Below are 19,648 nucleotides of genomic sequence, written 5' to 3' on the forward strand. Positions count from 1 at the left end.
GGAACCGCTCGCAGGGTGGAGGCATGAAACGACGAATTCTGGGTGGCACGGGGATCTCGGTCAGCGAGTACGCGTTCGGCGCCATGATGCTCGGCGAGTGGGGAAACCGGGACCACGAAGAGGGTGTCCGGATGCTGCACACCGCGCTCGACGCGGGAATCAATTTCTGGGACACCGCTGACATGTATTCCCACGGCGAGAACGAGCGGATCGTCGGAAAGGCTTTGAAGGGCCGACGCGACGACGTCGTGCTCGCCACCAAAGGCTTCTTCCAGATGGGTTCGGACCCCAACCAGGGCGGCCTTTCGCGGCGCTGGCTGACCCGCGCGCTGGACGACAGCCTGCGGCGGCTCGACACCGACTACGTCGACCTTTACCAGGTCCACCGGCCGGACCCGGCGACCGACATCGAGGAGACGCTCTCGGTGCTCTCGGACTTCGTGCGGTCCGGGAAGGTGCGCGCGGTCGGGTCGTCGGACTTCCCGGCCGAGCAGATCGTGGAAGCCCAGTGGGTGGCGGAAAAGCGCGGCCTGGTGCGGTTCCGCGCCGAGCAGCCGCCGTACTCGATCTTCAACCGGGCGATCGAGGCCGCCGTGCTGCCGACCGCGCAGAAGTACGGCATGGGCGTGCTCACGTGGAGCCCGCTGGCCAGCGGCTGGCTGTCCGGGAAGTACCTGAAGCCGTCCGATGTGGACCTTTCGGAGGGCCGCCGGACGTTGCAGGCGCACAAGTTCGACCCGGCGCTGCCCGCGAACGCGGTCAAGTTCGAGGCGATCGACCGTCTGAAGAAGATCGCCGACGACCTGGGCCGGCCGCTCACGCACCTGGCGACGGCGTTCGTCCGGGCGCACCCGGGCGTGACGTCCGCGATCATCGGCCCGCGCACCCCGGCCCAGCTCGACGACCTGCTCGCGGGCGCCGACCTGGAGCTGGAAGACGACGTGCTGGACCGGATCGACGAGATCGTCCCGCCGGGCACGGACCTGAACTCCGCGGAGAAGGACTACACCCCGCCGGCGCTGGCGGACGAGCGCCTGCGCCGGCGGTAGCCGGTCACTTGCCGCCGCGGGCCATGCGGAGCACGTCGAGGGCCTCGTCGAGCTGCTCTTCGGTGAGCTTGCCGTCCTTCACGTAGCCGCGCTCGATGACGACCTCGCGGATCGTCTTCAGCTCCTTCAACGCCTGCTTCGCGACCGCGGCGGCTTCTTCGTAGCCGATGTACTTGTTCAACGGCGTCACGATCGACGGCGAGCCCTCGGCGTACTGCCGGGTGCGCTCGACGTTCGCCGTGACGCCGTCGAACACCTTGTCCGCCAGCAGCCGCGAGACGGCGGCGAGCAGCCGGGCCGACTCGAGGACGTTGCGGGCGATCACCGGCAGGTTGACGTTGAGCTGGAAGTTGCCGGCGGCGCCGGCGAACGCGACGGCCGCGTCGTTGCCGATCACCTGCGCGACGACCTGCAGCGTCGCCTCCGGGATCACCGGGTTCACCTTGCCCGGCATGATCGACGAGCCCGGCTGCAGGTCCGGCAGCGCCAGCTCGGCCAGGCCGGTGCGCGGGCCGGAACCCAGCCAGCGCAGGTCGTTCGCGATCTTGTTGAGCGACACGGCGAGCGTGCGTAGGTGCCCGGACGTCTCGACGACGCTGTCCTGCGTCGCCTGCGCCTCGAAGTGGTCGCGGGCCTCGACGAGCGGCAGTCCGGTGACGTCGGCGAGCTCGGCCGCGACGGCCGCACCGAAGCCGTCGGGCGCGTTCAGCCCGGACCCGACGGCGGTGCCGCCGATCGGCAGCTCACCGAGGCGCGGCAGGCCGGACTTCAGCCGTTCGATGCCGAAGCGGACCTGCGAAGCCCACGCGCCGGCCTCCTGGCCCAGCGTGATCGGCACGGCGTCCATCAGGTGCGTGCGCCCGGACTTCACGACGTCCGCCCACTCCGCGGCGCGCGTCTCGATGGCGCCGGCGAGGTGTTCGAGCGCCGGGATGACGTCCGTCAGGACGGCCTCGGTCGCGGCGACGTGGATGGTCGTCGGAAAGGTGTCGTTCGAGGACTGCGACGCGTTCACGTGGTCGTTGGGGTGCACGTCCCGGCCGAGGGTTTTGCTCGCCAGGGTGGCGATGACCTCGTTGGCGTTCATGTTCGACGACGTCCCCGAGCCGGTCTGGAAGACGTCGATCGGGAAGTGCGCGTCGTGGGCGCCTTCGGCGACCTCGTCGGCGGCTTTCGCGATGGCCTCCGCGACCTCGGCGTCGAGCACGCCGAGCTTGAGGTTGACGCGCGCGGCGGCGGCCTTGAGCAGGCCGAGCGCGCGGATCTGGGCGCGCTCCAGGCCCCGGCCGGAGATGGGGAAGTTCTCGACGGCCCGCTGCGTCTGCGCCCGGTAGAGGGCGTCGATCGGTACGCGGACCTCGCCCATCGTGTCGTGTTCGATCCGGTATTCCTGGTCAGCCATGCCACCGATTCTGGACCTGTTCGCGGGTTGCCGCGTGGTGGCGTTGCGCACCTCTGCCGGGCCGGTCCGCCTGCCGAGTGGCCGGAGGTCGCGCGCCGCGATGTCGCGGGTGTGCCCGGGCCCCGGCGAGCGGCCCCCACCCTCCCGAGGGGGGCGTCCCCACGTCCAGTTTATCGGCGGGCGGCGACCGAACCGGCGTTCGTGACCCTGGGGGGCCGGGTTGTCCACAATCGAGGTGACCTGTGGATGCCCCGCCGCGAGTGGTCGGTTCAGGCCGCGTTGCAGATGTGCCCGCGCCAATGAACCGACCCCGCGAGAACGGTTCTTTCGCACCCGATCCGGCGCGAACGGTCCGTTCGCGCCGCGCGAGCGAGCCCGACCGAAGCCTGCCGCGTGGTGTCGTCTTCGAGCAGAGGTGGCGCGAGCGGTCCGTTGGTGCCGATTCGGTCGCGAACGGCCCGTCGGCAACCCGGCGATGAGGCGCGAACGGTCCATTCGTGCCGACAAAGCAGCGAGCGGCCCGTTCGCGCCGCGCCAGCAGACCCGCGCGAGTGGCCCGTTCGCGCCCGAGCCACTCGTCACGAGCGGCCCGCTCGCACCCGATCCGGCACGAGCGGCCCGTTCGCGCCGCGCGCGAGCCCGTCCGAAGCCGGCCGCGTGGTGGCGTCGACCACCTCCGGAGCCCGGCGACGCTAGGATCGGATGTGTTCTCGATCACCGCCATCCACCACTGGCTGGAGCGAGCATGACTGAAGCTTCGGGGGACTCCTACGACCTCGTGATCATCGGCGCGGGCCCGACCGGCCTCTTCGCCGCCTACTACGCGGGGTTTCGCGGCCTGTCGATGGCCATCGTCGACTCGCTGCCGGAGCCCGGCGGGCAGGTGACCGCGATGTACCCCGAGAAGATGATCTACGACGTCGGCGGGTTCGCCGCGGTCAAGGGGCGCGACCTCGTCGACGGGCTCGTCCGGCAGGCCGCGCCGTGGAAGCCGACCTACCTGCTCGGGCGCAAGGCCGAAAAACTCGAGACGCTCGAAAACGGCGTCGAGCTGACCCTCGACGGTGGTGGGACCCTGCGCGCCGGCGCCGTGCTGATCACCGCGGGCATCGGCGAGTTCACCCCGCGCCCGCTGCCCGCCGGTGACGGCTGGCTCGGGCGGGGGATGGTGCACTTCGTGCCGTCGCTGCAGGCGCACGCGGGTCAGCACGTCGTGGTCGTCGGCGGTGGCGACTCGGCGTTCGACTGGATCCTCGCGCTGCACCCGGTCGCCGCGAGCGTCACGCTCGTGCACCGCCGCGCGAAGTTCCGCGCCGCCGAGTCGATCGTGCGGCAGGCGCGCGAGCTCGGCACCCGGATCATCACCGACGCCGAGGTCACGGCGTTCGTCGAAGACGCGAGTGGCGCGCTCGAAGCCGTCGACGTCTCGGTGAAGGCCACCGGCGAGGAACGGCTGCCGGCCAACGCCGTCGTCGCGGCGCTCGGGTTCACCGCCGACCTCGGGCCGATCGAGAGCTGGGGCCTGGAGATCGACCACCGCGCCATCGCCGTCGACTCGACGATGGCGACCCCGCGCGAGCGCGTCTACGCGGCCGGCGACGTCGCCGCGTACCCGGGCAAGGTCAAGCTGATCGCGACCGGCTTCGGCGAGGCCGCGACAGCCGTGAACAACATCGCCGTCGCGCTCGACCCGGACGCGCACCTGTTCCCGGGCCACTCCAGCAACGCCGAATGACTCAGGCCTTCGTCTTCTCCGCGATCCACGGCGCATACGCGACGACGGACGTGTAGATCGACGGCGCCGTCGCGCACACCGGGTCGTCGTTGCCCGGGCGGCTCGTGACGCCGGCCAGCAGCCAGTGATCGCCGTCGCGGACGACCTCCGGGCCGCCGGAGTCGCCGAAGCACGCCCCGGCCTTGCCGCCCGGGTTGTCCGTGCACAGCTCGGCCGTGCCGTCGAACACCGACGTGCACTTCGCGCCCTCGACGATGTGCGTGTCGAGCTGCTGGAGCGTCGTCGGGATCTGGCCGCAGTTGACCTTCGGGCAGGTCTGGCCCCAGCCGAGGATCCGCGTGGACGTGCCGGGTGACGCCGTCGTGGCCAGCGCGATCGGGGCCGCTTTCGCCGGCGAAGCGAGCCGCAGCAACGCGATGTCGCCCGCCGGGTTCTGCGTGTCGAAGGCCGGGTTGACGATGATCTCGCCCGCCTGCGTGACCTCGCCGCCCTGCCCGGAGTCGTTCGACCCCAGCCGCAGCGACACCGCGGACGGCGCCTTGTCGAAGACGCAGTGCGCGGCCGTGACCACCCAGCTCGGGGCGATCAGGGCGCCGGCGCAGAACAGCTTCCCGGACGTCGAGTGCAGCGACACCGCGAACGGGTAGGGCTGGTCGGCGACGGCGCCGCCGACGATGCCGGGTTCGGCCGAGGCGGTGCCCGGGACCAGGACGAGGGTGAGGACCGACAGCAGTGCCAGCAGTCGCCTGGTCACGGATCTCCTTCGCTTACGGCAGCGGGGGCACCACGTCGTCGTCGGCGACGTCCAGGTTGCCGTCGAAGTTGACCGACGAGTACGCCCGCAGCTTGTTGAGCCGGTGGTAACCGTCGATCATTCTGACGGTCCCGGACTTGGACCGCATCACGATGGACTGCGTAGTCGCGCCGCCCTCGCGGTAGTGGACGCCGCGCAGCAGGTCGCCGTCGGTGACGCCGGTGGCGCAGAAGAACACGTTGTCGCCGGTGACCAGGTCGTCGTTGAGCAGGACGCGGTCGAGGTCGTGCCCGGCGGCGATGGCCTTCTCGCGCTCGGCGTCGTCCTTCGGCCACAGCCGGCCCTGCAGCTCGCCGCCGAGGCACTTCATCGCGCAGGCCGCGATGATGCCCTCGGGGGTGCCGCCGATGCCGATCAGCATGTCGACTCCGGTGGTCGGGCGGGCCGCGGCGATCGCGCCCGCGACGTCGCCGTCGGAGATGAAGCGGATCCGCGCGCCGGCGTCGCGGACCTCCTTGATGAGCTGCTCGTGGCGCGGGCGGTCGAGGATGCACACGGTGACGTCACCGACGCTGCTGTGCTTCGCCTTGGCGACGCGCCGGATGTTCTCCGCGATCGGCGCGCCGAGCTCCACCTTGCCCGCCGCCTCCGGCCCGACGGCCAGCTTCTCCATGTAGAACACCGCGGACGGGTCGAACATCGCGCCGCGTTCGGCGACCGCCAGCACCGCGAGGGCGTTGGGCATGCCCTTGGCCATCAGCGTGGTGCCGTCGACCGGGTCGACGGCGACGTCGCAGTCCGGCCCGTCGCCGTTGCCGACCTCTTCGCCGTTGAACAGCATGGGCGCTTCGTCCTTCTCGCCCTCGCCGATCACCACGACCCCGCGCATCGACACGGTCGACACCAGCTGGCGCATCGCGTCGACGGCCGCGCCGTCCCCGCCGATCTTGTCGCCGCGGCCGACCCAGCGGCCGGCCGCCATCGCGGCGGCCTCGGTCACCCGGACCAGCTCCATCGCGAGGTTGCGGTCGGGCGCTTCACGGCGTTGTGGGGCGCTGGGGGTGGTCATGCGGGCCTCCCGGAATGCGGAGTTCGGCGGACGCCCAGTCTCTCAGATACCGCGGGTCGGTCCAGCCAAGCGCGGCATGGCAAACGTCACTGGCCGTTGCCGGTTTCGTCCTCCACCGACGCCAGCGCGGCCTCGATGCGCTCTCGCGCACCTTCGAGGTGCCGCTCGCAGACCTTCGCGAGCTTCTCGCCCTTCTCCCACAGCGCGAGCGACTGCTCGAGGGACAGCCCGCCGGCCTCGAGCTCGCGGACGACCTCGACGAGGCGGTCGCGGGCCTGCTCGTAGCCGAGTTCTTCGCTGGCTGTCTCACTCACGCTGGACGTTCTCCGACCTTCCGGGATGGGCTGTTGGCGCACACTACCGCGCTCGCCATCGCGTGGTCGTACCCGACGAACGCCAGCGCGAACTCCTGTCCGTCACCCTCCGCGATCGCCTCTTCGAGGTTTTCCTGCGCCCCGGCGACCCGCCGCCGGTGCCCCGCGCCCTCGGCGAACCACCAGCGCGAGCCGACCTGCATCGACGTCGCCTCGGACAGCCGCCGCAGCTGCGGGCCCAGGTCGCGGCGGGCCGCGGTGCCGCAGCCCGCGAGCAGCGCGGTCCAGCACTCGGCGGCCGCGCGGTCGGTGCGTATCGCCTGGTCCAGCAGGGGGCGCGCGCCCAGGCGCCGGGCCGCGTCCATGGTGAGCGGGAGGAACGTCGCCGCCCGAGGGCTCACGCCTGTTCTCCTTCCGCCACCGCCGTGATCGCGCCGTCACCCACGCGCACGCGCAGCTGGGCACCGGCCTCGACTTCGGAGACGGAGCGGAGTACCTGGAGGTTGCCTTCGGAATCGAGGAATTGCACAACCGCGTAGCCGCGTTCCAGGGTCGCGGCCGGTCCGAGGGCCGTGAGCCGGGCCCGCGCGCTGGCGATTTCGGCCTGGTCCTTGGCGAGCAGGGTCAGCATGGCGCGGCGCGCGCGTTCGCGGTGCACGTCGACGTCGTCCTGGCGGCGCTGGACCGGGCCCAGCGGGTCGGCCAGCGACGGGCGGCTGCGCAGCTGCGTTAGCAGCCGGGCCTGGGTGTCGACCCAGCCGTGCAGCGCGCGGCGGCCGCGGTCGCGCATCTGCCGGACGCGCTCGGACTCCTCACGCACGTCCGGCACGATCCGCTTGCTCGCGTCGGTCGGCGTCGAGCAGCGCAGGTCGGCGACGTAGTCGAGCAGCGGGGTGTCGGGCTCGTGCCCGATCGCGCTGACCACGGGCGTCCCGGTGGCCGACACGGCCCGGCAGAGCGCCTCGTCGGAGAACGGCAGCAGGTCCTCGACGCTGCCGCCACCGCGGGCGATGACGATGACGTCGATGTCGGGGTCGGCGTCCAGGATGCGCAGCGCGCGCATGATCTGCGGCACGGCCTGCGAGCCCTGCACCGCGGTGTTCAAGACCTTGAACCGGACGTGCGGCCAGCGTGTCTGGGCGTTGACCAGCACGTCCCGCTCGGCGGCCGACGCGCGGCCGGTGATCAGCCCGACACCCTTCGGCAGGAACGGGATCGGCCGCTTGCGCTGCGCGGAGAAGAGGCCTTCGGCGGTGAGCAGCTTCTTCAGGCGTTCGATCCGGGCCAGCAGCTCACCGATGCCGACCGCGCGGATCTGGTCGGCGCGCAGGCTGATCGTGCCGCGGCCGAAGAAGAACGACGGCTTCGCGTGCACCACCACGCTGGCGCCCTCCCGCAGCGGCGGCTCCATCTCGCGGATCAGCCAGTTCGGGCAGGTCACGGACATCGACACGTCCGCCGACGGGTCGCGCAGCGTCAGGAACGCGGTCTGCGTGTTCGGCCGGGAGTTGACCTGGGTGACCTGGCCTTCGACCCAGACGGAGCCGAGCCGGTGGACCCAGTCGCCGATCTTGCGGGCGACCGTGCGGACCGGCCAGGGTGCTTCGGCGGTGCTCGAGGGGGCCTGTGCGGGTTCGGTGCTCACGAGCCTTCCGTGCCGTCGCCGGACTCCTGCGCCTTGCGGGCGTTGGCGATGCGGCGGGCCAGCATCCCGGTGAACGACGAGCGGTCGGCGTGGGCGCGCTCGTAGTCGAGGATCGTCTCGAGCTGGGGGATCGAGAACTGGCGCAGCCGGGCCCGCAGCTGCGGGAGCGTGAGCTGGTCGTAGCCGGTCAGCCCGGCGGGACCCTCGTACCCGGCGGCGCTGGTCTTGGGGATCTCGGCCTTGGCCTTCTTGTCGATCTTGGGCGTGCCCGGCTTCGGCTTGGCGGCCTCGGCTCCCGGGGCCTTTTCGGGCGCTTTTTCGGCGTCGTTTCCCGGGGCGCTCTCGGGGGCGCTTTCGGGGGCGTCGAACTCGCCGTCGGCGTGGTCCTCGGCGAGCGCGCGCTCTTCCTCGGCCCACGGGTCACCCAGTTCCGCTTCGAGATCGGACAGTGACGGAACGTGACCGTTGACCTCCGAACGGGGTTCGGGCACGTCGGCGACCGGCGTGAGGTTGGGCCGGACGGGTGGGACGTCGAGGTCCTCGTCGAAGGTCGCCCAGCTGGGGGTGTCTTCGACGGGCCGCAGGGTGGACAGGGCGTTGTCGCCCTTGATCGCCAGCTCGGTGACGTGCTGCTGCACCCGCATGGAGGCCTGCAGAACCTGGCTGACGACGGTCACCGGGAGCCCGGCGAGCTGCCGGGGAAGCTCACGAACCCGCTCGGCGGTGCTGACGGCGAGGCCCGCGGCGACCCGGAGGGGGAGCGGGAATGGCTTCATGCGTCTAGCCTGCCGCATTTACGCCATCCTGCCCAACCGAAAGGGTGGGATCGGGCGCGTTGCGTGACCCCGCGCACAACACGGCAGGGGGACGAAGCTCACCCGAAAGGGACTGCGGGTTCGTCGGCGGGCAGCCCGTACCCTGGGTGCCATGACTTCAGCGAGTCCCGGAATCGAGCCCGCGGGTACCCCGACGATCACCGGAACCGCCTCCGGCAAGAAGCGCGTGCTGCTCGCGAAGCCGCGTGGCTACTGCGCCGGCGTGGACCGCGCGGTGATCGCCGTCGAGAAGGCCCTCGAGGTCTACGGCGCCCCGGTGTACGTGCGCAAGGAGATCGTCCACAACCGCCACGTGGTCGAGACGCTGCGCGAGCGCGGCGCGATCTTCGTCGACGAGACGTCCGAGGTGCCCGAGGGCGCGCTCGTGGTGTTCTCCGCCCACGGCGTCTCGCCGATGGTGCACGCGGAGGCGGCGGACCGGAACCTGCGCACGATCGACGCGACCTGCCCCCTGGTGACGAAGGTGCACAAGGAGGTCAACCGGTTCGCGAAGGACGACTACGACATCCTCCTGATCGGCCACGAGGGCCACGAAGAGGTCGAGGGCACCGCCGGCGAGGCGCCGGACAAGGTGCAGCTGGTCGACAAGGCCGAGGACGTCGACAAGGTCGAGGTGCGCGACCCGTCGAAGGTGATCTGGCTGTCCCAGACGACGTTGTCGGTCGACGAGACGATGGAGCGCGTCGACCAGCTCCGCGAGCGCTTCCCGGGGCTGGCTGACCCGCCGAGCGACGACATCTGTTACGCCACCACGAACCGCCAGGTCGCGGTCAAGGCGATGGCGGCCGAGTGCGACCTGGTCCTGGTGGTCGGGTCGACGAACTCGTCCAACTCGAAGCGCCTGGTCGAGGTGGCCCTGAAGGCGGGCGCGCGGACGTCGTACCTGGTCGACTTCGCCCGCGAGATCGACGAAGCCTGGCTGGATGGCGTCACGACGGTGGGCGTGACCAGCGGCGCGTCGGTGCCCGACGTGCTGGTGATGGAGGTCCTCGACTGGCTGTCCGAGCGCGGCTACGGCGACGTCGACGAGGTGACCACGGCGAACGAGAAGATCACCTTCGCGCCGCCGAAGGAGCTTCGCAAGGTCTGAGTTACGACTGAAGGCGGTCACTTCCCACGGGAAGTGACCGCCTTCAGCTGTTCGTCAACGTTCTTCGTCGTCCCAAGGACGGTTCCGCCGCGGCGGGGTGCTTCGCCCACCCGACGACGGGCGGCGGGGCGGTGGGGTGTCACGGCCGTCTTCGCCCGGCGGGCGTGGTCGCCGACGGGGCGTGTCACCGCTGCGCGGCTCCCGGCGACGGGGGTCGCCTTCGTCCGGACGGGGACGCCGGTTGGCCGGCGGGGGCTTGCGGGTGCCGCGGGTGCCGGGATCGCGCTCGGCGGGCGCGCCCGCGCGGGGCGTGCGGCGCTCACCGTCCGCGGGCGGGCGCGGCCGGCGGGGCGGCTCGCCTTCACGGCCACGACGGGCGCCCTGCGGCAGCGGCGTCTGACCGGTCCGCGACCCGGCCGGACGCGGCCGTCCACCCGTCGCGGAACGGGGCTTTTCGTCGTCTTCGCCCGCGCGTGGCTTGCCGCCCTTGATCTTCACCGGGGCGTCCGGGTCCTTCTCGCGGAAGATCCGGACGAACCCGATCAGCAGCGTGACGCCGGTGGTGATCGCCATCATCGGGAACGCGTTGATCAGCGGGGTGCCGATGCTCAGGGCCTTCGACAGCATGTCGTCGCCGCCCTGCGACCCGGAGGTCAGCAGGACCACGCCGGGCACGGTCACGGCCAGCACCAGCGGTGGCATCACCATCGGCCCGAAGATGCCCCGGCGCCGCACCGCGCAGACCGCGATCACCGCGCCCAGGACGTAACAGACCGTGAAGATGACGGGGATGTTGGCCTGGCTCGGCTTGCCGATGAGGGCGCCGACGACCGACAGGCCGAGGCCGACCAGGACAGCAGCCCACCAGGGCAGTCCACGCCTCGCACCGACGACTGGACGCTCGTCCCACGGCACGGGGACGTCGTCGGCATCTGGATCGCTCTGGCGATCGCGAATCGCGGTCACGAGACAACACCGTATCTCGTGGTTGTGAAGATCTTGCTAGCACCGCCGCTGACATGGTTGTACTGCCACCGGACGGCATGAGCCGAACGGCTGCGGGCAACGACCGCCGGGCCATCTCCCAGCGTGCTCTACCGAGGTGGGACGTCGCTCACCGTTGAGGGCATCGTTGCTGGTGAGACGGGTTCTGGTCACCCGTTGGCCACCTTCCGGACAGCGCTCGGCCGGGTGGGCCGAACGGCCGTGTTCACCTACGCCGCAGGTAACCGTGCCGAGCAATGTGACGCTGCTGCTCGGGTATACCCGTCCGAGGCAGCGTCAACCGCGCCAAGTCAGGCCGCTGACGCTGTCCGACTCCGCCTGCCCGGGTCTCACGCCTGCCGAACAGGCCCGTTCCCATGGCCGCCGCCGAGGTCGCTCCGCCTCGGTTCCGGTAGCCCGCCGGTGGCCTCACTCACCAATCCGGCCAGGCGATCGCGGCCCGTTCTGGCGCGTCTCGCCGTGCCGACCAGGGCGCGCCGCCGTGACCGTGAGTCAGCTCGACACCGCCAGGCCCCGCTCTTCGCCACGCGCCCTCGCGGTCGTTGCGCACGGTGCCACTCGATCGCCGCGGGCCATGCTCATCAGGTCGGCAAGTCGATGGCGCGCCTTCCCCGGCGCCTCTCGCCGTGAAGCGGCTTGATGGCACGAGTCCTCTCAGCTTGCTGCCAATTCGTCTCCCTTCCGCACCGGAGGGACCGCCGCCGGGCTGCCGGACGCCTCGGACAGGGGGGCCACCGTCGCCCGGAACGTCTCCAGGGCCTCCAGCTCCCGCCGACGGGCCGAGAGGAAGCGCTGGAGGTGGGTGCTGGACAGGTTGAGGGCCTCGACCGCGCCGCCCGCGGCCCGGTGGGCGGCGGCCGCGCCGGCCCGGACCTGCTCGACGTCCGCCTCCAGCGTGCGGTCGGTCGCCGCGAACAGGGCCGCCGATGCCAGTACGCCGAAACCCGTGGGGCCGCACAGGAACACCCGCCGGTCGATCAGCCAGCGCAGCAGTTCCGGGTCGGTGTCCAGCGCCGCGACCACCGCGGCGTCGGACGGGACGAACATGATCGTGCCGTAGATCGCGTCCGCCCAGCGTTGGTAGCCCTTGCCGGCCAGTTCGGCCGCCCGGGAGCGGATCTGGCGGACGTGCGCGCGCAACGCGTCCAGCCGTTCCTCCGGGTTGTCCGTCTCGATGGCCTCGGCCCAGGTCGCCATGCTCGCCTTGGCGTCGACCGGCACCGTGCGGCCGCCGCCCACGCTCAGCACCATGTCCGGTTTCGCCGCGCCGCCGCCGGCCAGGTCCGTCTGCAGGGTGAAGTGCAGGTCCTCGCGCAACCCGAGCGCCCGCGCCGTTTCGACCAGCACCTGCTCGCCCAGTTCGCCGCGTCCGCTGATCGACGCGAACGCCACCTCGTACCGGCGCAGCGCGAGCTGCTGCTGATCCGCCTTCGCGCGCTCGGCCGCCACCAGCCGGGCCGCCGCGTCCGCGCGCCGCATCCCGTCGTTGTACAGCCGCCACAGCACCGCGACCGCGATCAGCAGCAGGACCGCGAGCACGACCGCCGCGGTGGTCAGCACCGTCGCCACCTGTTTCTCCTCCCTCCGGGCCGTCTGGATCGGACCGCGGAGACATCATGGCGGACCCCACCGACAAAAAACGCACCCGACCCGTCGCTCTGGGTAGCTGACCTGCAAACACTTCGTCTTCGCGCAGGGCGTGTCCGATCTTGCGAAGCTCGGGCACTGTCGTGTTAGTACACACGTTCGAGTGAGGAAGCGGCGAGCCTTCGCGACTTCGTCGGGGCCGGGTCGTACCTTGGCCCGGTGAGATTCCTGCACACCTCCGACTGGCACGTCGGGCGCACCTTCCACGGTGCCGACCTGCTGGCGGAACAGGAAGCGGTGCTCGGGCACCTCGCCGACCTCGTGGCCGGCGAGGCGATCGACGCCGTCCTCGTCGCAGGCGACATCTACGACCGCGCGGTGCCCTCGGCCGAGGCCGTGCGGGTGGCCACCGCGGCGGTCGCCCGGATCCGCGCGGCCGGCGCGCAGCTGATCGTCACGCCCGGCAACCACGACTCCGCGCCCCGGCTCGGCGCGTTCGCCGAGTTCGCCGCGGCGGGCGGGCTGCACCTGCGCACCACCGTGGCCGGGCTGGCCGAACCGGTGCTGCTGGCGGACGAGCACGGCCCGGTCGCCTGCTACGGAATCCCTTACCTGGAACCGGAACCGTCGCGGCACGCGCTGGGCGTGCCGGACGCCCGTGGCCACACGGGTGTGCTGACCGAGGCCATGCGCCGGATCCGCGCGGACCTCGCCACCCGCCCCGGCGTCCGGTCGGTCGTGCTCGCGCACGCGTTCGTCACCGGCGGCGAGCCGACCGAATCCGAGCGCACCATCGCCGTCGGCGGCGTCGAACAGGTGCCGGGCTCGGTTTTCGACGGCGTCGACTACGTCGCCCTCGGCCACCTCCACGGCCCGCAGACCCTCGCCGAGCACCTGCGTTACTCCGGCAGCCCGCTGGCGTACTCGTTTTCCGAGGCACGGCAACGGAAATCGGTCTGGCTGGTCGACGTGGACGCCGGCGGGCTCGCCGAGGTCCGCCGGCACGAGCTGCCGGTGCCGCGGGCGCTGGCCACCCTGCGCGGCGAACTCGAAGACCTGCTGGTGGCCCCGGAACACGACGCGGTCCTCGCGCACTTCCTGTCGGTCACGGTCACCGACCGGGTGCGCCCGGTCGACGCGATGCGGCGGCTGCGCGTGCGGTTCCCGTACGCGGTGCACCTGGAGTGGGAGCCCGAAGGCGGATACACCGGCGCACCACTGCGGTACTCCGACGCCGTCCGCGGCCGCTCCGACATCGAGATCTCGCGCAGCTTCCTCGACGACTGCCGCGGCGCCCCACCGAGCGAGCGCGAGGAGAAACTCCTGTTCCACGCCCTGGAAGCGGCCGACCGGGGGGCGCTCGCGAAATGAGGCTGCACAGGCTGGAGGTCGAAGCCTTCGGGCCGTACCTCAAGCGCCAAGTGGTCGACTTCGAGGTGCTCGGCGCGGACGGGCTCTTCCTGCTCCACGGCGAAACCGGCGCCGGCAAGACCACGCTGCTCGACGCGATCGCGTTCGCGCTGTTCGGCGTGGTTCCCGGCGCGCGCAACGAAGCCAAGCGGCTGCGCTGTGATCTGGCCGAGCCCGACCAGGTCACCGAGGTCGCGCTGGAGCTCACCGTGCAGGGGCACCGGCTGAAGATCGTGCGCAACCCCGAGTACCAGCGGCCGAAGCGCCGCGGCGAGGGCACGACGACGCAGCAGGCGAAGGTGTCACTGAGCTGGATCGGCACCGCACCGGCCGGGCTGGCGCCGGAGGGCCTGATCCGGATCGAAGAGGTCGCGCGCACGGTCGAACGGCTGCTCGGCATGACCGCGGCCCAGTTCTTCCAGGTCGTGCTGCTCCCGCAGGGCGAGTTCGCCCGGTTCCTGCGTTCGGACACCGCCGAGCGCGAAAAGCTGCTGGAGCGGTTGTTCGGCACCGAGCGCTTCGCCGACGTCGAACGCTGGTTCGCCGACCTGCGGGCCGAGCGCGGCCGGGAGCTGGAGGCACGCCAGCAGTCCGTGCGCGAGCTGCTGGCGCGGTACGCGCAGGAGGCGCAGGAAGACCCGCCCGAGTCGGAGCCGGCCGAGTGGGTGGACGCGGTGCTGGCGGCGGCGGCCGAACGCGTCGGGCAGGTCACCGCCGAGGAAGAGCGGGCGCGGTCGGCGGCGCAGCGGGCGGACGTCTACCTGCAGGAGGAGCGAGCCGGCGCGGAGAAGATCCGCCGGGTCCGCACCGCGCACCTGCGGCTGCTCGAGATCACCGAGCAGGCGCCGCAGCGCGCCGAGTGGGCCCAGGAGGTCGCGGCGGCGCGGCGGGCGGCGGGCGTGGCCGTCGAATCGGAGCTGCTGGACCGGCGGACCGCGGAGCTGACCGAGGCCGAGCAGGCGGAGAAGGCCTGCGGTGCGGAGCTGCGGCAGTTCGGCACTCGCGCGACCGGCGACCTGAAGGCGCGGGCGGCGACCGCGCGCGAAGAAGCGGGCGCGGTCGCGGAGCTGGTCGCCGAGGCCGAGCAGCAGCAGATCGACGTCATGCGGCGCGACGACCTGAAACTGGCGTCCGTCACCGCGGCTAAGCAGGTCGAAGAACTCACCGCCGAGCTGGCCGCGATCCCCGGCCAGCTGGCGAAACTGCGGGCGGACGCGCTCGCGGCGGCCGAAGCCGAAGCCAAGCTCGACGGGGCCCGCGCCCGCGTCGGCGAACTGACGATCGTGGCGCGCGACGCGGCGGAGTTGCCCGAGGCGCAGGCGAAAGTCGGCCGCGGCGAGGCGAAGCTGCGCGAAGTCGTCGACACGCACCAGGCCGCCCGGCAACGGCGGCTCGACCTGCGCGAGCGGCGGCTCGACGGGATGGCGGCCGAACTCGCCGCCGCGCTGCCCGAGGGTGCGCCCTGCCCGGTCTGCGGTTCGGCGGAGCACCCGGCGCCGGCCAACCGGGACGCGAAACTGGTCGACCCGGCTGAAGAGCGGGCCGCAGAGGAAGCCGAGCAGGCGGCGGACGCGGTACGGCAGCGGGTCGTCAAAGCGCTGGAAGAGGCGAAAGCACGGCTGGCCGGGCTGATCGAGCGGCTTGACGGACGCACGGCCGAGTCCGTCGCGGCCGACCTGACCGAAGCCCGCACCGCGGTCGCGGCGCTGACCCAGCAGGCGGCGGGCAAGGCGAAACTCGGCCAGCAGGTCGTGCTGCTCGAGCGGGACCTGGAACTGCGGACGGACCGGCGTCACCGGGCCGAGCAGGCGGTGGCCGAGGCCGCCGCCGACGTCCGGGCCCTGGACGAACGGCTGGCCGAGCGGGAACGCCGGCTGGTCGCCGGGCGGGGTGAGTTCGCGGACGTCGGCGCGCGGCGGACGCACCTGATCGGGCTGGCCGAGGCCCTCGAAGCCGTCGCCGAAGCGCGGACGGCCGTCGCGGGAGCGCGGGAACGGGTCGCGCAGCAGCGCGCGCTGGTCGACGCAGCGGTGCAGGCCAAGGGCTTCGCGTCGCTGAAGAAGGCGCGCTCGGCGATGCTGCCGGACGAGCAGATCGAGAAGCTGGAACAGGGCATCGCCGAGGCCGAAGCGGCCGCGGCGGGCGCGCGGGCGCTGCTGTCCGAGCCCGACCTGTTCGGCATCTCACCGGACGACGTCGCGGACGTCGGCCGTGCGACCGACGCGGCGCAGCTGGCGCGGGCGCGCGCCGACTCGGCGTACGCGGCGCTGCGGGTCGCGACGGCCCAGCACGAGGAGCTGGCCCGGCTGGCGGGCCTGCTGCGCAAGGCGCTCGCCGGGCTGGCGCCGGCCGAAGCCGAATACACCGAGCTGCGCGCGCTGGCGGAGGTCGTCAACGGGCGCGGGCAGAACAGCCGGAAGATGTCGTTGCGCTCGTACGTGCTGGCGGCGCGGCTGGAGGAGGTGGCGGTCGCCGCCACGCACCGGCTGCGCACGATGAGCCAGGGGCGCTATGCGTTCGTGCACTCGGACGCGGCCGGGGCGCGCGGCACCCGCGGCGGGCTCGGCATCGACGTGCTGGACGACTACTCGGGCACCATCCGCCCGGCGAAGACGCTGTCCGGCGGCGAGTCGTTCCTGGCGTCGCTGGCGTTGGCGCTGGGCCTGGCGGACGTCGTCGCCGGGGAGACCGGCGGCGCGCTGCTGGACACGCTGTTCGTCGACGAGGGCTTCGGCACGCTGGACGCCGAGACCCTGGACGTCGTCATGAACATCCTCGACGAGCTCCGCGCCGGCGGCCGGGTGGTCGGGCTGGTGTCGCACGTCGAGGAGCTGCGGCAGCGCATCCCGACCCGGCTGCGGGTCCGCAAGGCCCGCACGGGCTCGACATTGGAGGTGCGCGCGGGCTGAGCGCTCGGCCAAGATGAAGGCATGACGGAACAGTCGCCCGAGGGCCTGCCCCGCTACCGCCTGCTCACCGGTCCGGACGACGCGAAGTTCTGTCACCGGGTGAGCGAGGCGCTGGAACTCGGCTACCGCCTGCACGGCTCACCGGCGGCGACCTTCGACGGCAACCAGGTGATCGTCGCGCAAGCCCTGCTCTGGCAAGGCGAGCAGGGCTAGGTGTTCGCGCGCCAGAGGTACATGCCGGCGTAGGAACACCACGGCGTCCACCGCCGGGCCCGGTCCGCGACGTCGGTGATGCCCAACGCCGCCGCGCCGCGGCCCAGGGCGGCGTCGCCGGTCAGCAGGACGTCCGGGGCGCCGAGGACGCGCATCAGCACGTAGTCCGCCGTCCACGGGGTGATGCCCGGGCACGCGAGCAGCTCGGCCCGCAGCTCCGCCGCGTCCCGGCCGACGTGCACGTCCAGCCGGCCCTCGGCCAGCGCGGTCGCGACGCCGGTGACTTCGCCCGGCAGATCCGCCGTCGCGATCCGGGCCGCCGTCGGGAACAGCCGCGTGACACCCGCTTCCGCCGGCACCTCGTCGCCGAGGACGGCCGTGACGTCTCGGCCGAGCAAGGCACGCAGCAGCAGCTCTTCCCCGTCGACCGAGCCGGGCACCCGGATCCCCGGCACCGCCGCCACGACCGGCGCCAGCGCGGGGTCGGCGCCGAGAACCCGGGTGACCGCGGCCGGATCGGCGTCGAGGTCCAGCAGCCGGCGCACCCGGCTGACCGCGCTGCTGAGATCACGCAGGTCGGCGAGGTGCAGCTCGCAGCGCACGTGGTCCGGTTCCGGCGTCAGCCGCACGACGCCGGTGCCGTGCGCGAGCCGCAGCGTCCGGGCGTACGACCCGTTGGTGACGTTCTCGACGCCCGGCACCGCACGGTCCGCGAAGAAGCGAAGCAGCCCGGCGGCGTCGAAAGGCGCCCTGAACGGCAACCGCAGGCTGAGCCGCGTCGCACCCTGGTCGGCGTCACGGCGTCCGCGTCGCAGGCTGGCCGCGCGAAGCTGCGAAGGCGTCGTCGCGAACACCTCGCGGATGGTCTCGTTGAACTGCCGCACGCTGGCGAACCCCGCTGCGAACGCGACGTCGGTCAGCGGCAGCCCGGACATCTCGATGAGCAGCCGCGCCGAGTGCGCGCGGTGCGCCCGGGCGAGCGCCAGCGGGCCCGCGCCCAGCTCGGCGGTGAGCACCCGGCCGAGCTGACGTTCGGAATAGCCGAGGCGTCGTGCGAGACCAGGCACGCCTTCGCGTTCGACGGTCCCGTCGGAGATCAGGCGCATCGCCCGCGCCGCGAGGTCGGCGCGCAGGTTCCAGTCCGGCGAACCCGGCACGGCGTCGGGCAGACAGCGGCGGCAGGCGCGGAAACCGTTGGCCTGCGCGGCCGCCGAGGTCGGGTAGAAGCGCACGTTCTGCACCTTCGGCGTCGACGCCGGGCACGACGGGCGGCAGTAGATGCCGGTGGTGCGGACCGCCATGATGAACTGGCCGTCGAAGCGCGGGTCGCGGGCGGTGACCACGCGGTAGCAGCGTTCCGCGTCCCGCCAGAGCCCGGGCGCCTCGGTTGTGGTGACCATGAATCCGAGCATGCCAGCAGGTCAACGCCGTTGCTGGCGAAAATCCGACACGGCGTTCGCCCTGGTCGTGAGCCCTGGCGGCGGTCGCGGACCGGCCACGTAGACTTCGGGGTCGTGAGCCTCACCCTCGGTATCGTCGGCCTGCCCAACGTCGGCAAGTCCACCCTGTTCAACGCGCTGACCCGCAACGACGTGCTCGCCGCGAACTACCCGTTCGCGACGATCGAGCCGAACGTCGGCGTGGTGCCGCTGCCGGACCCGCGGCTGGACAAGCTGGCGGAGCTGTTCAAGTCGGAGAAGATCGTGCCGGCCGTGGTGTCCTTTGTGGACATCGCGGGCATCGTGAAGGGCGCCTCCGAGGGTGCCGGGCTGGGCAACAAGTTCCTCGCGAACATCCGTGAGGCCAACGCGATCTGCCAGGTCATCCGCGTGTTCGACGACCCGGACGTGATCCACGTCGACGGCCGGATCGACCCGCTGAGCGACATCGAGACGATCAACACCGAGCTGATCCTGGCCGACCTGCAGACGCTCGAGAAGGCCGTCTGGCGCCTGGAGAAGGAAGCGCGGACCAAGAAGGAAGCGAAGCCCGCGCTCGAGGCCGCGCAGAAGGCGAAGGAAATCCTCGACAGCGGTCGCACGCTCTTCTCCGCGCAGAAGGACGTCGACCTCGAGCTGCTTCGCGAGCACAGCCTCCTCACCACGAAGCCGTTCCTGTACGTGTTCAACGCCGACGAGGCGATCCTCACCGACGAAGCCCGCCGCGAGGAGCTGACCAAGCTGGTCGCCCCGGCGGACGCGGTGTTCCTCGACGCGAAGGTCGAGGCGGAGCTGCTGGAGCTGGACGACGAAGAGTCGGTTCGCGAGCTGCTCGAGTCGGTCGGCCAGCCGGAGCCGGGCCTGTACTCGCTGGCCCGCGCCGGGTTCCACACCCTGGGCCTGCAGACGTACCTGACCGCCGGCCCCAAGGAGTCGCGCGCCTGGACGATCCCCCAGGGCGCGACGGCCCCGCAGGCCGCGGGCGTCATCCACACGGACTTCGAGCGTGGCTTCATCAAGGCGGAGATCGTCTCGTACGACGACCTGATGGCCGCCGGCTCGATGGCGGCGGCCCGCGCGGCGGGCAAGGTCCGCATGGAGGGCAAGGACTACACCATGGCGGACGGCGACGTCGTGGAGTTCCGCTTCAACGTCTGAGTGACCGTCAGTCACTGGTTGTTGTTTTCATTG

At 72.0% G+C, this 19,648-nt stretch carries 17 protein-coding genes; 7 read left to right on the forward strand and 10 right to left on the reverse strand.

The window, feature by feature from the left end; genetic code table 11:
* Nucleotides 1-23: 23 nt before the first annotated feature.
* Nucleotides 24-1,049, forward strand: coding sequence for an aldo/keto reductase (locus ACGFMK_RS25380; protein ID WP_392767838.1), 1,026 nt, complete (start codon nucleotides 24-26; stop codon nucleotides 1,047-1,049).
* A 4-nt stretch (nucleotides 1,050-1,053) separates the two neighbouring features.
* Here the strand turns inward: ACGFMK_RS25380 and ACGFMK_RS25385 are convergent, their stop codons facing one another.
* Nucleotides 1,054-2,451 carry a class II fumarate hydratase gene (locus ACGFMK_RS25385; RefSeq protein ID WP_392767841.1) on the reverse strand — a complete coding sequence of 466 codons (1,398 nt, stop codon included), beginning with the start codon at nucleotides 2,449-2,451 and terminating at the stop codon, nucleotides 1,054-1,056.
* A gap of 745 nt (nucleotides 2,452-3,196) precedes the next feature.
* On the opposite strand from ACGFMK_RS25385, the gene ACGFMK_RS25390 reads away from it, so the two are divergent.
* Nucleotides 3,197-4,186 (forward strand): NAD(P)/FAD-dependent oxidoreductase, encoded by a 990-nt coding sequence (locus ACGFMK_RS25390; protein ID WP_392767843.1) that lies wholly within the window; start codon nucleotides 3,197-3,199, stop codon nucleotides 4,184-4,186.
* 1 nt (nucleotide 4,187) lies between these two features.
* Here the strand turns inward: ACGFMK_RS25390 and ACGFMK_RS25395 are convergent, their stop codons facing one another.
* The 6 genes from ACGFMK_RS25395 to ACGFMK_RS25420 form a co-directional block, all read right to left on the reverse strand.
* Nucleotides 4,188-4,940 carry a S1 family peptidase gene (locus ACGFMK_RS25395; protein WP_392767845.1) on the reverse strand — a complete coding sequence of 251 codons (753 nt, stop codon included), beginning with the start codon at nucleotides 4,938-4,940 and terminating at the stop codon, nucleotides 4,188-4,190.
* Nucleotides 4,941-4,953: 13 nt separating this feature from the next.
* Nucleotides 4,954-6,009, reverse strand: coding sequence for a class II fructose-bisphosphatase (glpX, locus tag ACGFMK_RS25400; protein ID WP_392767848.1), 1,056 nt, complete (start codon nucleotides 6,007-6,009; stop codon nucleotides 4,954-4,956).
* 86 nt (nucleotides 6,010-6,095) lie between these two features.
* Nucleotides 6,096-6,323 carry an exodeoxyribonuclease VII small subunit gene (locus tag ACGFMK_RS25405; RefSeq protein WP_392767850.1) on the reverse strand — a complete coding sequence of 76 codons (228 nt, stop codon included), beginning with the start codon at nucleotides 6,321-6,323 and terminating at the stop codon, nucleotides 6,096-6,098.
* A complete protein-coding gene (locus ACGFMK_RS25410; protein ID WP_392767947.1) occupies nucleotides 6,320-6,688 on the reverse strand; it encodes a hypothetical protein in 369 nt (122 codons plus the stop codon). The genes ACGFMK_RS25405 and ACGFMK_RS25410 overlap by 4 nt, the downstream gene beginning before the upstream one ends.
* A 32-nt stretch (nucleotides 6,689-6,720) precedes the next feature.
* On the reverse strand, nucleotides 6,721-7,968 hold the full coding sequence (gene xseA, locus ACGFMK_RS25415) for an exodeoxyribonuclease VII large subunit (protein WP_392767852.1): 1,248 nt from the start codon (nucleotides 7,966-7,968) through the stop codon (nucleotides 6,721-6,723).
* Nucleotides 7,965-8,744 carry a lipid droplet-associated protein gene (locus ACGFMK_RS25420; protein ID WP_392767855.1) on the reverse strand — a complete coding sequence of 260 codons (780 nt, stop codon included), beginning with the start codon at nucleotides 8,742-8,744 and terminating at the stop codon, nucleotides 7,965-7,967. Before ACGFMK_RS25420 ends, xseA begins: the two co-directional genes overlap by 4 nt.
* Nucleotides 8,745-8,895: 151 nt before the next feature.
* On the opposite strand from ACGFMK_RS25420, the gene ACGFMK_RS25425 reads away from it, so the two are divergent.
* Entirely contained in the window at nucleotides 8,896-9,894 is a 999-nt protein-coding gene (locus tag ACGFMK_RS25425) for a 4-hydroxy-3-methylbut-2-enyl diphosphate reductase (RefSeq protein WP_392767858.1), read from the forward strand.
* Between the two features lie 54 nt (nucleotides 9,895-9,948).
* Here the strand turns inward: ACGFMK_RS25425 and ACGFMK_RS25430 are convergent, their stop codons facing one another.
* The gene (locus ACGFMK_RS25430) at nucleotides 9,949-10,860 is read right to left on the reverse strand and encodes a DUF6542 domain-containing protein (RefSeq protein ID WP_392767860.1); all 912 of its coding nucleotides are present in this window, start codon (nucleotides 10,858-10,860) and stop codon (nucleotides 9,949-9,951) included.
* A gap of 693 nt (nucleotides 10,861-11,553) precedes the next feature.
* Nucleotides 11,554-12,468: a DNA recombination protein RmuC gene (rmuC, locus tag ACGFMK_RS25435; RefSeq protein WP_392767863.1), complete on the reverse strand. Its 915-nt coding sequence runs from the start codon at nucleotides 12,466-12,468 to the stop codon at nucleotides 11,554-11,556.
* 237 nt (nucleotides 12,469-12,705) lie between these two features.
* Between rmuC and ACGFMK_RS25440 the strand changes: the two genes are divergently transcribed.
* From ACGFMK_RS25440 to ACGFMK_RS25450, 3 genes are read left to right on the forward strand one after another with little or no spacing between them, the layout of a single operon-like run.
* A complete protein-coding gene (locus tag ACGFMK_RS25440) occupies nucleotides 12,706-13,857 on the forward strand; it encodes an exonuclease SbcCD subunit D (RefSeq protein WP_392767866.1) in 1,152 nt (383 codons plus the stop codon).
* Nucleotides 13,854-16,805 carry an AAA family ATPase gene (locus ACGFMK_RS25445; RefSeq protein WP_392767868.1) on the forward strand — a complete coding sequence of 984 codons (2,952 nt, stop codon included), beginning with the start codon at nucleotides 13,854-13,856 and terminating at the stop codon, nucleotides 16,803-16,805. The genes ACGFMK_RS25440 and ACGFMK_RS25445 overlap by 4 nt, the downstream gene beginning before the upstream one ends.
* Before the next feature lie 21 nt (nucleotides 16,806-16,826).
* Nucleotides 16,827-17,018 (forward strand): DUF1737 domain-containing protein, encoded by a 192-nt coding sequence (locus ACGFMK_RS25450; protein ID WP_392767870.1) that lies wholly within the window; start codon nucleotides 16,827-16,829, stop codon nucleotides 17,016-17,018.
* On the opposite strand, the gene ACGFMK_RS25455 is transcribed toward ACGFMK_RS25450, so the two are convergent.
* A complete protein-coding gene (locus tag ACGFMK_RS25455) occupies nucleotides 17,015-18,418 on the reverse strand; it encodes a DNA-3-methyladenine glycosylase 2 family protein (protein ID WP_392767873.1) in 1,404 nt (467 codons plus the stop codon). The two genes, ACGFMK_RS25450 and ACGFMK_RS25455, sit on opposite strands and share 4 nt — an antisense overlap.
* A 114-nt stretch (nucleotides 18,419-18,532) precedes the next feature.
* Here ACGFMK_RS25455 and ychF point away from each other — a divergent pair, with 114 nt between their 5' ends.
* Nucleotides 18,533-19,615, forward strand: a complete 1,083-nt coding sequence (gene ychF / locus ACGFMK_RS25460) for a redox-regulated ATPase YchF (RefSeq protein WP_392767876.1) — start codon at nucleotides 18,533-18,535, stop codon at nucleotides 19,613-19,615.
* The last annotated feature ends 33 nt before the right edge of the window (nucleotides 19,616-19,648 follow it).

Origin of the sequence: Amycolatopsis sp. NPDC049252, assembly GCF_043197175.1 — a bacterium.
Taxonomy (GTDB): Bacteria; Actinomycetota; Actinomycetes; order Mycobacteriales; family Pseudonocardiaceae; genus Amycolatopsis.